The 12,895-nt window shown below is 67.6% G+C and carries 16 protein-coding genes; 9 read left to right on the top strand and 7 right to left on the bottom strand.

Going from position 1 to position 12,895, the window contains the following annotated elements; translation table 11 throughout:
* Position 1 precedes the first annotated feature (1 nt).
* The 6 genes from ATO11_RS00750 (at position 2) to ATO11_RS00775 (ending at position 4,081) form a co-directional block, all read left to right on the top strand.
* Positions 2–649, top strand: coding sequence for a phosphoribosylanthranilate isomerase (locus ATO11_RS00750; RefSeq protein ID WP_050528926.1), 648 nt, complete (start codon positions 2–4; stop codon positions 647–649).
* Positions 650–683: 34 nt separating this feature from the next.
* Entirely contained in the window at positions 684–911 is a 228-nt protein-coding gene (locus ATO11_RS00755) for a hypothetical protein (RefSeq protein ID WP_050528927.1), read from the top strand.
* Positions 912–1,082: 171 nt separating this feature from the next.
* A complete protein-coding gene (trpB, locus tag ATO11_RS00760; protein WP_050528928.1) occupies positions 1,083–2,315 on the top strand; it encodes a tryptophan synthase subunit beta in 1,233 nt (410 codons plus the stop codon).
* A gap of 151 nt (positions 2,316–2,466) precedes the next feature.
* Positions 2,467–3,024, top strand: coding sequence for a hypothetical protein (locus ATO11_RS21985; protein WP_050528929.1), 558 nt, complete (start codon positions 2,467–2,469; stop codon positions 3,022–3,024).
* Positions 3,025–3,090: 66 nt separating this feature from the next.
* Complete coding sequence (locus ATO11_RS22275) at positions 3,091–3,573, top strand: hypothetical protein (protein WP_050528930.1); 483 nt, start codon at positions 3,091–3,093, stop codon at positions 3,571–3,573.
* Positions 3,563–4,081: a helix-turn-helix transcriptional regulator gene (locus tag ATO11_RS00775; RefSeq protein ID WP_050528931.1), complete on the top strand. Its 519-nt coding sequence runs from the start codon at positions 3,563–3,565 to the stop codon at positions 4,079–4,081. Before ATO11_RS22275 ends, ATO11_RS00775 begins: the two co-directional genes overlap by 11 nt.
* Positions 4,082–4,084: 3 nt before the next feature.
* Here ATO11_RS00775 and ATO11_RS00780 read toward each other — a convergent pair whose 3' ends face one another.
* From ATO11_RS00780 to ATO11_RS00800, 5 genes are all read right to left on the bottom strand, one after another.
* Positions 4,085–4,663: a DUF4893 domain-containing protein gene (locus ATO11_RS00780; protein WP_050528932.1), complete on the bottom strand. Its 579-nt coding sequence runs from the start codon at positions 4,661–4,663 to the stop codon at positions 4,085–4,087.
* Positions 4,660–5,049 carry a DUF2237 family protein gene (locus ATO11_RS00785; RefSeq protein WP_050528933.1) on the bottom strand — a complete coding sequence of 130 codons (390 nt, stop codon included), beginning with the start codon at positions 5,047–5,049 and terminating at the stop codon, positions 4,660–4,662. The genes ATO11_RS00780 and ATO11_RS00785 overlap by 4 nt, the downstream gene beginning before the upstream one ends.
* Before the next feature lie 8 nt (positions 5,050–5,057).
* On the bottom strand, positions 5,058–6,092 hold the full coding sequence (locus tag ATO11_RS00790) for a DUF2332 domain-containing protein (protein WP_050528934.1): 1,035 nt from the start codon (positions 6,090–6,092) through the stop codon (positions 5,058–5,060).
* On the bottom strand, positions 6,089–6,778 hold the full coding sequence (gene pth, locus ATO11_RS00795) for an aminoacyl-tRNA hydrolase (RefSeq protein ID WP_050528935.1): 690 nt from the start codon (positions 6,776–6,778) through the stop codon (positions 6,089–6,091). The genes ATO11_RS00790 and pth overlap by 4 nt, the downstream gene beginning before the upstream one ends.
* 159 nt (positions 6,779–6,937) lie before the next feature.
* Positions 6,938–7,594, bottom strand: coding sequence for a 50S ribosomal protein L25/general stress protein Ctc (locus tag ATO11_RS00800; protein ID WP_050528936.1), 657 nt, complete (start codon positions 7,592–7,594; stop codon positions 6,938–6,940).
* Between the two features lie 169 nt (positions 7,595–7,763).
* On the opposite strand from ATO11_RS00800, the gene ATO11_RS00805 reads away from it, so the two are divergent.
* Positions 7,764–8,906 carry an MFS transporter gene (locus ATO11_RS00805; RefSeq protein ID WP_050528937.1) on the top strand — a complete coding sequence of 381 codons (1,143 nt, stop codon included), beginning with the start codon at positions 7,764–7,766 and terminating at the stop codon, positions 8,904–8,906.
* 111 nt (positions 8,907–9,017) lie between these two features.
* On the opposite strand, the gene ATO11_RS00810 is transcribed toward ATO11_RS00805, so the two are convergent.
* On the bottom strand, positions 9,018–10,196 hold the full coding sequence (locus tag ATO11_RS00810; protein WP_050528938.1) for an alpha-hydroxy acid oxidase: 1,179 nt from the start codon (positions 10,194–10,196) through the stop codon (positions 9,018–9,020).
* Positions 10,197–10,341: 145 nt separating this feature from the next.
* Here ATO11_RS00810 and ATO11_RS00815 point away from each other — a divergent pair, with 145 nt between their 5' ends.
* Both ATO11_RS00815 and ATO11_RS00820 read left to right on the top strand, forming a co-directional pair.
* A complete protein-coding gene (locus tag ATO11_RS00815; protein ID WP_242601321.1) occupies positions 10,342–11,484 on the top strand; it encodes an Acg family FMN-binding oxidoreductase in 1,143 nt (380 codons plus the stop codon).
* Entirely contained in the window at positions 11,477–11,923 is a 447-nt protein-coding gene (locus ATO11_RS00820; protein WP_050528939.1) for a MarR family winged helix-turn-helix transcriptional regulator, read from the top strand. Before ATO11_RS00815 ends, ATO11_RS00820 begins: the two co-directional genes overlap by 8 nt.
* 3 nt (positions 11,924–11,926) lie before the next feature.
* On the opposite strand, the gene ATO11_RS00825 is transcribed toward ATO11_RS00820, so the two are convergent.
* Complete coding sequence (locus tag ATO11_RS00825) at positions 11,927–12,826, bottom strand: hydrogen peroxide-inducible genes activator (protein ID WP_050528940.1); 900 nt, start codon at positions 12,824–12,826, stop codon at positions 11,927–11,929.
* Positions 12,827–12,895 lie beyond the last annotated feature (69 nt).

The raw sequence follows: 12,895 nt of genomic DNA on the forward strand, positions 1-12,895 counted from the left end.
CATGTCCGCCGCCCGCGTCAAGATTTGCGGCCTGACCGAACCGGCGGGCCTTGAGGCCGCGGTCGCGGGTGGCGCGGCCTATGTCGGGTTCGTCTTCTTCCCGAAATCGCCGCGGCACCTGGAACTGGACCGGGCGCGCGAACTGGCCGTTGAGGTGCCGCCCGGCGTGGTCAAAGTCGCGCTGGTGGTGAATGCTGACGATGCCACGCTGGACACGATCGACGCGACGGTGCCTATCGACATGTGGCAATTGCACGGATCGGAAAGCCCCGAGCGCGTGGCCGAGGTCAAGGCGCGCTACGGCCTGCCGGTGATGAAGGCGCTGGGCGTGGCCGAGGCCGATGACCTGAAGGCCGTGGACCTCTATGCCCCGGTGGCCGACCAGCTTCTGATCGATGCCAAGCCGCCCAAGGGGGCCGACCTGCCGGGTGGCAACGGTCTGGCCTTTGACTGGCGGCTCGTCGCGCAGCGGCGCTGGGCGGTGCCGTGGATGCTGGCCGGCGGGCTGACCCCCGACAACGCGGCGGAGGCGCTGGCGCTGACGGGTGCGGCGCAGCTTGACGTGTCGAGCGGGGTGGAATCCGCGCCGGGAGTGAAGGACCCCGAGCGGATCGCGGCCTTTCTCTCCGCCGCGCATCACCGGCGTTAACCGGCCTTTAACCGCGATCCGGCAGCGTGCGCACATGCCGCTGCCACCGCACCTTTCCGCCCGCGACTGGCTTGACCAGATGTTCACGTCCGCGACCGCGCGGAAGGGCGGGATCGTCAAGCGGCAGGTGCGTGACGTGGAGCGACTGGTCGGGCGGGAGGCCTTTGCCGCCGAAGTCCGCCGGCGCGGTTTCCAGGCGCTGCGCAACGGCGGGCATTTCATCGTCATCTGCAACGATCAACCGATCTACCGGCTGAAGTGAGGCGCAAGCCTGTTGGAACAGGCTTGCAAGCGTCTTCGAAGACGCTTGCCGCCCGGTTTCAGGGGTTGGCAATCATTTGCGGGCAGTTTGGGGCCAAACGCCGCGCCCGTTGCCGCTTGTTCCCGGCATCGGCGCGATGTACGCCTGCGGGGCGCAAACGGAGGAAGCCAGATGCCCGATGATCTGATCAACAGCTTCATGACCGGCCCGGACGAAAACGGCCGGTTCGGCAAGTTCGGCGGGCGGTTCGTGTCCGAGACGCTGATGCCGCTGATCCTCGACCTGGAAAAGGAATACGAGCACGCCAAGACCGACGACAGTTTCTGGGCCGAGATGAACGATCTCTGGACCCATTACGTCGGTCGCCCGAGCCCGATGTATTTCGCCGAGCGGCTGACCGACTACCTTGGCGGGGCCAAGATCTACCTCAAGCGGGACGAGCTGAACCACACCGGCGCGCACAAGATCAACAACGTGCTGGGCCAGATCCTGCTGGCGCGGCGCATGGGCAAGACCCGCATCATTGCCGAGACCGGGGCGGGCCAGCACGGCGTCGCCACCGCCACCGTCTGCGCGCGGTTCGGGTTGAAATGCGTCGTCTACATGGGCGCGCATGACGTCGAACGCCAGAAACCCAACGTCTTCCGCATGAAGCTCTTGGGGGCCGAGGTGATCCCGGTCACGTCGGGCCGCGGCACGCTGAAGGATGCGATGAACGACGCGCTGCGCGACTGGGTGACGAACGTGCGCGACACGTTCTATTGTATCGGCACGGTGGCGGGCCCGCACCCGTACCCGGCCATGGTGCGCGATTTCCAGTCGATCATCGGCAAGGAGGCCAAGGCCCAGCTGATGGAGCAGGAGGGCCGCTTGCCCGACACGATCATCGCCGCGATCGGCGGCGGGTCGAACGCGATGGGCCTGTTCTACCCCTTCCTTGACGACAAGAGCGTCAACATCATCGGCGTCGAGGCCGGCGGCAAGGGCGTGAACGAGAAGATGGAGCATTGCGCGTCGCTGACCGGCGGCCGCCCCGGCGTGCTGCACGGCAACCGCACGTACCTGTTGCAGGACGAGGACGGGCAGATCCTCGAAGGGTTCTCGATATCGGCGGGGCTGGACTATCCCGGCATCGGGCCGGAACATTCGTGGCTGCACGAGATCGGGCGCGCGAAATACGTCTCGATCACCGACCGCGAGGCGCTGGACGCCTTCCAGGTCTGCTGCCAGCAGGAGGGCATCATCCCCGCGCTGGAACCCAGCCACGCGTTGGCCCACGTGATGAAGATCGCGCCGAGCCTGCCCGCCGATCACCTGATCTGCATGAACATGTGCGGACGCGGCGACAAGGACATCTTCACTGTCGCCGCCGCGCTGGGCGTCGAAATGGGTGCTGGCGACTGATTTCGCATAAACCCAGGTTTATTCGGGTGGGCCACCGGTTTATCGCCGGTGGCCTAAACGTTTGGCGCATGGTTTGGTGACAGGCGCCGCGACAGGCTGATCCCGCAACACGTGCCCTTTTGGCGCGTGACACCGAAAAGGGACCAGACAGATGTTCAAACGCACACCGATTTTCGCCACCGCCACCGCCATCATCCTCGCGGGGTCCGTCGCGATGGCCGACAGCTTCTCTGACCGCGTGATCGAGAACCTGCAGGCCGAGGGCTTCACCGGGATCGAGGTCAAGAACGGCCTGACCCAGACCAAGGTCGAGGCCGTGCGCGGCGACCGCAAGCTGGAAGTCATCTATGACCGCGCGACCGGCAGCATCCTGAAGCAGGAATGGGAAGCGGCGGATGCGAACGACCTGCGCGACGGCGTCGAGGTGCAAAGCACGTCCCGCGATTTCGTCGATGACGGTGACGATGACGGCGAGGATCACACCAGCGGCACTGACGATTCCGGCTCGGGCGGCTATGATGACGGCGACGACGACCACGATGAAGATAAAGACGACGACGACCACGACGACGACGAAAACGACGACACCGACGACCACGACGAAGACGATGACGACGACGATGACGAAGACGACGATGACGAAGACGAAGATGACGATGATGACCACGACGACGACGAAGATGACGACGACGAGGACGACAACGACTGATCCGTTCCGGGATCGGACAACGAAGGGCGCCCTCCCGGCGCCCTTCACCTGCTGGAGGGATGCGGCATGCGCCTGACACCATGGATAGCGGCGGCGGTGATCGCGGGCGGGCTTGCCGGCGGCGCGCAGGCCGAGACGCCGAAAGACCTGATCATCAAGCGGCTCGTGGCGGACGGGTTCACGCGGATGGAAGTGTCCCGCACCTTCCTTGGCCGGATCCGGATCGTGGCGACCCGTCCGGGGGCCGAGCGGGAAATCGTGTTTAACCCCACGAACGGCCTGATCCTGCGCGACTACCTCGAACTGGACGATGCCGGGGATGATGACGAGGACGAGGATAACGGGTCCTCCCAGGCACAGGTGAGCAGCGGAAGCGGAAGCGGCGGCGGAAGCAGCAGCAATAGCGGCAGCGGAAGCGGCGGCGATGATGAGCCTGACGACGACGACAGTGACGACGACGACAGCGACGATTCCGACGAGGACGACAACGACGACGATTCCGACGACGACGATAACGACGACGACGGGGACGACGACGATGATAAATGAGGCGGATCTGGGCCGCCGTGCCGTTCCGCTGGGGCTTGGCGTCCTGCTTGTGCTTCAGGTGGCGAGCGCCGTCTTTTTCATTGTCGATATCTTTTCGGCGCTGCTCGGGTGGCGGCCGCTTGCGTGGCGTCTGTACGAATTGGTGCAGGTCGGCGCGGCCCTGTCGCTGATCCTTGGTGTCGTGGCGACGGCGCTTGTCCTGCGGCAAAGCCGGATGCGCCTGCGCCGTGCCGAGGACGCGGTGCGCGCCGCGCGGGGCGCGATGACCGAACTGATGGACGAGAGGTTCGACGACTGGGGGCTCACCCCGTCAGAGCGGGACGTCGCCATCTTCTCGCTCAAGGGCCTGTCGATTGCCGAGATCGCAGCGATCCGGGCGACATCGGACGGGACCGTGAAGGCGCAATGCGCGGCGATCTACCGCAAGGCGGGGGTCAGCGGGCGCAGCCAGTTGATGAGCCTGTTCATCGACGACCTGCTGGGGCCGGGCCTGCAGGCGGCGGCCTGACGATCAGCGCGTCAGGTAGAGGATGTCGTAGTCGGATTCGAGGATCGGGTCAGGCTGCAAGAGCCGCGCGCGGTTCTCGCCCATCTGCTCGAAAAAGCCGATGACGGCGACGGTCTGGCCGGGATTGACCGGTTCCTGGCTTTCGGGGGGCAGCGTGTCATAGCTGGCCGAGGGGCCGTTCAGCACGTAGCCCACGCCGTAATACTCCACCGCACCCTCGGTTTCCCACAGATCGCCCGACGTGCGTTGCGAGCCGGTCAGTTTCTCCAGCCGCCAGTGGCCGCGCTCGACCTCGGTGATGCGGCATCTGAAATTGCCGTAGACCACGAGCGGCAGGATGTCGCCCAGCTTCATCGTGCGGCATTTCCAGTCGCCCACGGGGGAGACCGGGCCGGGGCCGCCGCGCATCGCCTCGACCAGCAGGGCGACATCCGAGGGCGCGCCGTTGTTGAGCGCGCCGCGCAGGGCATTGCCCAGAAGCAAGTCGTTGCGTTCATAGCGGGGAATGTCGGCGGGCCGCAGGTCCTGCGCCAGCGCCGGGGTGGCGAGGCAGGCGAGCGCGAGGCAGGTTGCGCGGATCATGTGGCGTCTCCATCCGGGTCGAGCGCGTGGGTTTCCAGCACGTTCAGTGGCACGATTTCCAGCGCGCGGGCATGGGTCGCGGCGAGGTTGACGCGCGGGGCGCAGCCTTCGTCATGGGCCTGCAGGAAGCGGCCCGCGCAGAGGCACCAGTGATCGCCGGGCTTGAGGCCGGGAAAGCGGAATTGCGGCATCGGCGTCGACAGGTCGTTGCCCACGTATTTCGAGAAGGCGAGGAATTCCGCCGTCATCACCGCGCAGACGGTGTGGCTGCCGGTATCGGCGGCGCAGGTGGAACAATGCCCGTCGCGGAAGAACCCGGTCATCGGGTCGGTCGAGCAGGGCGCAAGCGCCGCGCCCAGCACGTTGAGGTCGGGATCCTTGTCCATGCCTCACCTCACCACAGGGGCGCGCGCCAGTCCACCCAGCGTCCGTGATAATCGATACGCCCGAGGTCTTGGGTCTGGCCATCCGGCCAGAGCGTGAGCGTGATGGCGGCGCCGGGATCGGAGCCGTCGGCCTCCATCCCCAGCCGGGCGAGGGGGCGGTCGGGCGTGGCGCGCGCGCCGGCGGCAGCGATGATCGCGTCGCCCCGCGCGCGGTGGGCGTCGGGCAGGTATTGCCACGCGATGGTGTGGTAGACGAGGTGCAGGTGCCCGTCCGTCTGCGCTGCCAGCCGGTCGGGCAGCCAGTCGACGGCGTCCGCCTGATCGACCGGGGCGGAGGCCACCGAGATGGCGGCGCGGGTGCGGGCGATCCGCTCGGGCTGGTCCGGCCAGAGATAGCTGAGGAGCCGTTCGGCATCGCGCGGTGCGCGCGGGTCGATGGGGGCGAGGTCCACGCCGCGCCGGTCGGCGATCCGGGGTGCGACGCCTTCGGGCGCCGCCCCGCGCCAGTCGGGCGTGAGCGTCAGAACCGCGTCACCGGGGCCAAGCCGGGTACCGGCGGCGTCGAGCGCGAAACGGTCCCACATCAGGTTCAGCCCCGCGCTGGCCCCCAGTTCGGAGAGCATCATCGGCATGTCGAAGCGTGCGGCGAGGGCCGATCCGGCGGCGATGAGGCAGGCGGCGCGGCGCACCTCGTTCGTCTGCGGCGGGGAGGCGAGGAAGGCGAGGATCGCGGGTGCGTGGTCTTCCATCGCTTGCGTTACGGCGGACCAGAGCGCGTCATCCGTGACCGCGTTGGGCGGGTAGGCGCTGGAAAGGTCGGGCGAGGCTCCGGTAACGACGAGGTTGTGCAGCGCGCCCGCGATGCGCAGGGGTACGGATTGCGCGGCGGGGCTGACATCGCCGGGCCATGCCAGCAGGTGATCGGCCACCGCGCCGCCGGGCGCGAGCCGGTCGGCGAAGAGCGCCATGAGACGCCCCATGAAGGGCGAGCCGAGGGTCGGACAGACATGGGCCTGGTGGCGGAAAGCGTCGCTCAGGTTCACCGGAACCTGTCCACCAGCTTTTGCAGGGGGGAGCGGGCGTCGGGTGCCTCGGCGGCGGGCTCGTCGGCCTCTTGCGTGGCCGCCTCGCTTTTGGCGGGGCGGGTGGTGGAACTGCGGGGCGGGGCGACCTGCAGCGCGACCGCGTTCATGAAGCGCCCGCCATCGCCCGATGCCAGCGCTGCCGCGCCGTCCGAGATGCCCCGCAGCAGCGGGTCGAGCCAGGCCTCGTCGGCCTTGGGGAAGTCCTTGAGCACGTAGGTGGGCACCAGCTCCTTGCGGCCGGGATGGCCGACGCCCAGGCGGACGCGGCCATAACCCTCCCCGATATGGGCGTGGATCGAGCGCAGGCCGTTGTGGCCGGCATGGCCGCCGCCCTGCTTGACCTTGACCTTGCCGGGGGCGAGGTCGATCTCGTCATGGAAGACGGTGATGTCGGCGGGGTCGAGCTTGTAGAATTGAGCCGCGGCCTGCACCGACTGGCCGGAGCGGTTCATGAAGGTTTCGGGTTTGAGCAGCAGCACCTTTTCGGTGCCGAGCCGTCCTTCGCTGACCTGCCCCTGGAATTTCGACCGCCACGGGCCGAAGCCGTGATCGTCGGCGATGCGGTCGACGGCCATGAAGCCGATATTGTGCCGGTTGCGGGCGTATTTGGCTCCGGGATTGCCGAGACCGACGATCAAGCGCATGGGACCTGTCCGGTTGGGATGTGTTGGCGTCTGGATACACCGGGCGGAGGACGGGCACAAATGCGGGGCGCGCGCGGGCCCCCGGACAAGGAAACGCCGCCCGCGGAGGCTCCGGGGCGGCGTTGGTGTTCCTGTCGCGTGGACGGGGTGACGCGAAGATCAGTCCTCGGACTGTTCGGTCGCGGGCACTTCGTCTGCCGCGGTTTCTTCCGCGTCGTCCTCGTCCGCGTCATCGCTCGATGCGAGGCCCGAGGGCGCCTGCATGTTGGCGATCACGAAGTCGCGGTCGATCGTGGGCTTGGCGCCTTTCGGCAGCGTCACGTCCGAGATGGTCACGGTGTCGCCGATTTCCAGGCCCGAGACGTCGACCTCGATCTGCTCGGGGATGTCGCCGGCGGTCACGATCAGTTCGATCTCGGGGCGGACCACGGTCAGGACGCCGCCCTTGCGGCTGCCGGGCGCGGTGTCTTCGCCGACGAATTCGACCGGGATGAACAGGTTGATCTTGGTGGTGCGGCGCAGGCGCATCAGGTCGATATGCGTCGGCAGGTCCTTGACCACGTCGCGCTGCACGTCGCGGCAGATCACGCGAACGTCGTCGTGCCCGTCGACCTTGAGGTTGAACAGGGTCGATTTGAACCGTCCGTCCTTGAGCCGCTTCAGCAGTTCGTTGAACGGCACGCTGATCGGCAGCGGATCGATGTCCCCGCCGAAAACGATGCCCGGAACGCGGCCTTCGCGGCGCGCCTGACGAGCGGCGCCCTTGCCTGTCCCCGTCCGTTCCTGGGCGTGAAGATCCGGAATTTCTCCAGCCATGTGTCTCTCCATTGGTGGGGCGGGCATCCTCCAAGGCTGTATGCCCGCGTGAAGGCTGCCCAATAGACCGGTCGGGCGGGTTTGAAAAGGGTGAAATGGTGCGGGGCGGCAAGACTTTTTGATGCGGGGATGGCTTGCGGGGCGGGCGGGGCTGTGGAACCCCTGCGGTATGAGCTGGAAACGCGATTTCACCCTGTCCCGAGCGACGCTGCCCGCCTTCATGGCGCAAGGCGTGCTGTGGGGCGCCTACGCGGCCTACGTGCCCGACATCAAGGCGGGCCTTGGCGCCGGTGACGGGGCGTTCGGCGTGGCGCTTCTGTTCGGGTCGGCGGGGGCGGTGAGCGCGATGCTGACCGCGCCGCTTTACGACCGGGTGACGGGCCGCTGGGCGCTGGCGCTGGGCGCGGTGCTGTTGCTGGTCGCGGGGCAGTTCATGGTCGCGGCCCCCGTGCTGTGGGTGTTCGCGCTGGCGCTGTTCTTCACCGGTGCGGCATCGGGGCTGCATGACGTGGTGATGAATGCGCGGCTGGCGGGGATCGAGGGGGCCGAGCAGGCGTCGCTGATGAACCTCAACCACGGGTTCTTCTCGGTCGCCTATGCCGGGGCGGCGTTCACCTCGGGCCTTGCGCGGGAGGCGGGCGTGCCGGTGGAGACGATGTTCGCCATCTGGCTGGGCGTGGTGGCGCTGGCGGCGTGGTGGATGATCGAGCCGCCGCGGGACGCGCCCGCCGATGACGGCGATGCCGAGGGCTACCGGATGGGAAGGGCGGTCTGGTGGGGCGGGCTGATCGTGCTGATTGGGTTTTTGTCGGAGAACGCGACGGAGGGCTGGTCGGCCCTGCATATCGAGCGGTCGCTGGGCGGCAACGCCGCCGAGGGCGCGCTGGGCCCCACCATGCTGGGCCTGACCATGGCGGTGGGCCGGTTGTCGGGGCAGGCGGTGGTGGCGCGGTTCCACGAGGCTACCGTGACCTTCTGGGCGGCGCTGATGGCGGGCGCGGGCGCACTGATCGCGGCGGCGGCGCAGGCGGAGTGGGTGGCCTATCTCGGCTTCGCCGTGCTGGGGCTGGGGGTGAGCGTGATCGCGCCCATGGTGCTGGCGCTGGTCGGGCGGCGCGTTCCGGCCCACCGGCGCACGGTGGCGATCAGCCGGGTGGCGATCATCGGCTATCTCGGCTTCTTTTTCGGGCCGCCGATGATGGGTCTGGTCTCCGAGGCTGTGGGCCTGCGGGGGTCGTTCATCTGCGTGGCGATCCTGCTTGCCAGCGTACCGCTTTGGCTCGCCTTCCTGCGCAGGGCGGAGCGGGCGTGACCTGAATGTGCGGCTGCGCCGCGCTTTATTCTGGCGCGGGGTGGCGGGCCGGCGGCCTTTTTGACCGCGCGGGGGACGTGGGGCGGGCCGGCCCTCCGGGGGACATATTTGTCAAAGAGAAGAAGCGGGGATGTGGGTGCGTCCGAAATCGGGGGGCAGGAGGAGGATGTCGCGGCCGAGTTCGGTGACCTTTTGCCTGCCGCAGAGGGCCATCGTCATGTCGAGTTCGCGGTGCAGGATTTCCAGGGCGCGGGTGACGCCGGCCTCGCCCATCGCGCCCAGCCCGTAGACCCATGAACGGCCGATCATCGTGGCCTTCGCGCCAAGGGCGAGGGCTTTGAGGATATCCTGGCCGGAGCGGATGCCGCTGTCGAGCCAGATCTCGGTCCGGTTGCCGACGGCGTCGACGATGGCGGGGAGTGCCTCGATCGAGGACATGGCGCCGTCGAGCTGGCGGCCGCCGTGGTTCGACACGACGATGGCGTCGGCACCGGTGTCCGCGGCCTTCACGGCGTCTTCGGGATCGAGGATGCCCTTGAGGATCACCTTGCCGCCCCAGAGGTCCATCAGGCGTTTGACCTGGTCCCAGTCGAGCCGGGGGTCGAATTGTTCGGCCGTCCATGCGCCGAGGCTGCGGGTGTCGGAGATGCCGTCGACATGGCCCACGATGTTGCCGAACTGGCGGCGCTTGGTGCCGAGCATGCCCATGCCCCAGCGCCACTTGGTGGCGAGGTCGGCGAGCACGGGCAGGGTGAACTTGGGCGGCGCGGAGAGGCCGTTCTTGAGGTCCTGGTGGCGCTGGCCGAGGATCTGCAGGTCAAGCGTGATGACGAGGGCCGAGCAGCCCGCAGCCTTGGCCCGTTCGATCAGGCGGGTGGTGAAGTCGAGGTCCTTCATCGTGTAGAGCTGGAACCAGAAGGGGGCGGGGCTGGCCTCGGCCACGTCCTCGATCGAGCAGATCGACATGGTCGACAGCGTGAAGGGGACGCCGAATTTCGCGGCGGCGCGGGCGGCCTTGATCTCTCCATCCGCGGATTGCATGCCGGTGAGGCCGACGGGGGCGAGCGCCGCGGGCATGGCGACGTCCTGCCCGATCATCTGCGTGGCGGTGGAGCGGCCTGTCATGTCGACGGCGACGCGCTGGCGCAGGCGGATGCGGTCGAAATCGGCGCTGTTGGCGCGGAAGGTCTGTTCGGTCCAGCTGCCGGATTCGCAGTAATCGTAGAACATCTTGGGCGTGCGGCGTTTGTGCAGGCGCTGGAGGTCCTGAATATTGGTGATGACCGGCATGGTACCCTCGATATTGGTTAGGTTTGCTTACCAATATCGGGATAAAGGGGCAAGTACCCGGCATTTGGTACGATATCGAACTTTATTGTTGCCAGTGGTACGAATTCGTACTAATTGGTGCGATATCGTATCAAAAGAGGTTCCCATGACGAGACTGACACGCAGGCGGACGCTGGCCCTTGTCGGGGGCGGGGTGATCTTGGCGGCAGGGGCTGGCGCGGTGGAGCTTGGTGTCCCGCCGTTGCAGGCGCGTGCGCCGTGGCGGCTGGCGGGCGACTATGACGATCCGCGTCTGCGGGCGCTCAGCTGGGCGATCCTTGCGCCCAACCCGCACAACCAGCAGCCGTGGCTGGTGGATATCGGGACACCGGACACGGTGGTTCTTTACGCCAATCCCGAGAAGCTGTTGCCGCACACCGACCCGTTCAGCCGCCAGATCGTGATCGGGCTTGGCTGTTTCCTCGAAACGCTGGCGATCGCGGCGGCGGAGGAGGGTTACGCGGTGACGACAGAGCTGTTTCCCGAAGGATCAGACGCGCGGGCGCTGGATGCGCGGCCGGTGGCCATCGCGCGGTTTGCCGCGGGTGCGGCGGAACCCGATCCCGATTTCGCGCAGATCGCGCATCGGCGGACGCAGAAGGAGCCCTATGCCGAGCGGATCGTTCCGGACGCGCTTCTGGCGGAGGTGCTGGCAGCGGGTCGGCACGGCGTGCGGTTCGACGGCACCAATGACCCGGAGCGGATCGGGCAGTTGATCGACCTGAGCGTTGCCGCGTTCGATATCGAATTGCGCACGCCGCGCACCTACCGGGAATCCGTGGACGTGTTCCGCATTGGCCGGGCCGAGATCAACGCCCAGCCCGACGGGATCGACCTCGGTGGACCGATGTTCCAGGCGTTGGGGCGGCTGGGGCTGTTGACGCGCGAGACCGCGCTCGACCCCGAGGGGATCGTGTTCCGCTCGGGCTATGACGCGGTGATGGCCAACGTCACGACCGCGGGCGGGCATGTGTGGCTGTGTACGCAGGGCAATACGCGCGCGGACCAGATCGCGGCGGGGCGCGACTGGATGCGGTTTCACCTTGCCGCGACGCGGGTCGGGCTTGGCGTGCAGCCTCTCAGCCAGGCGTTGCAGGAATATTCCGAGATGGCGCCGCTTTACACCGACGTCCACGGACGTCTGGCCAATCCGGGAGAGACCGTGCAAATGTGGGCGCGCGTGGGCTTCGCGCCCGACGTGCCGCCCAGCCCGCGCTGGCCCATCGAGGCAAAGGTCGTGAATGCGTGACGCCGATATCCCCTTGTATTTCGCGCTCTTCAACGAGATCGGCATCCTGTCGCAACTGAGCCGCACCGTGCTGGAAGCGCGATTGCCCGAGGGGTTGCTGGTGAGTCATTTCGGCGTGCTGAACCACCTGATCCGGGTACAGGATGGCCAGACGCCCCTGCGTCTGGCCCGCGCGTTTCAGGTGCCGAAGACGTCGATGACGCATACGCTCGCGGGACTGGAGAAGCGCGCCTTGATCGAGATGCGGGTGAACCCCGAAGACGCGCGCAGTAAATGCGTGTGGATCACCGAGGCCGGGCGCGACGTACGGGATCGCGCGATCCGCGACATCTCTGCCGACATGGAGGCGATGGTGGGCGAGTTCGCGCCCGACCGGGTTGCGCGACTGGTGCCGGAACTGGCGGAGTTGCGGAAGATACTCGATGCGGCGCGGGACTGACGGCTAGTCAGAGCGGAGGCCTTCGGCGACGGTGCGGACGATCCCGGCGATCCGGTGCAGGTGGTCTTCGAGCGGCGAGGTGCGGCGCCAGACCATGCCGATGTCGCGGCCCGGTTGCGCGCCATGGAAGCGGCTGATGCGCACCGCGGCGGAGCGGGTTTCGATGGGGATCGCCATTTCCGGGATCAGGGTGATGCCCAGTCCGGCCCCCACCATCTGGACCAGCGTCGACAGCGAGGAGCCGTCGAGACCGTCGCGTGCCCCACCGCGCGCGGTGCTGCAGAAGGACAGGGCCTGGTCGCGCAGGCAGTGGCCTTCCTCCAGCAGCAGCAGCCGTTCGGAGCCGAGGTCGTCGAGCGTGGGAGAGGGGCCGGTCGCATTGTCGGGGCGGACCAGCACGAAATGTTCGGAGAGAAGCGGCGTTTCCGACAGGAGCGGGTCGCCAGAGGGCAGGGCGAGGATGGCGGTGTCGATGCGGCCGTCCTTCAACTCCTCCACCAGTCGCGCGGTCGTCGTTTCGCGGATATGCAGGTCGAGGTCCGGCAGGGCGCGGGCCAGCGCGGGGATCAGGTGCGGCACGAGGTAGGGCGCGATCGTGGGGATCACGCCAAGGCGCATCCGCCCGCCCGGCACTTCGGAACTGGCGCGGGCAAGGTCGCCGAGGTCGTCGACCGCGCGCAGGATGGCGGCGGCGCGGGCGGCGAAGGTCTCTCCCAGCCGGGTAGGCAGGACGGCGCGGGGGCCGCGTTCGAACAGCGGCTGGCCGAGCGTGTCTTCGAGCGCGCCGATCTGCATCGACAGGGCGGGCTGCGACACGGCGCAGGCATCGGCGGCGCGTCCGAAATGGCGGTGCCGGGCCAGCGCATCGACGTAGCGGAGCTGTTTGAGGGTCAGGTTCATGATCAGGGCAGCTTATGGCCGATATCAGAAAACGCAACTTAGACTTATTCCAAATCACTGGTACAAGGTGGC

This window comes from Pseudaestuariivita atlantica (assembly GCF_001205715.1).
GTDB lineage: Bacteria > Pseudomonadota > Alphaproteobacteria > Rhodobacterales > Rhodobacteraceae > Pseudaestuariivita > Pseudaestuariivita atlantica.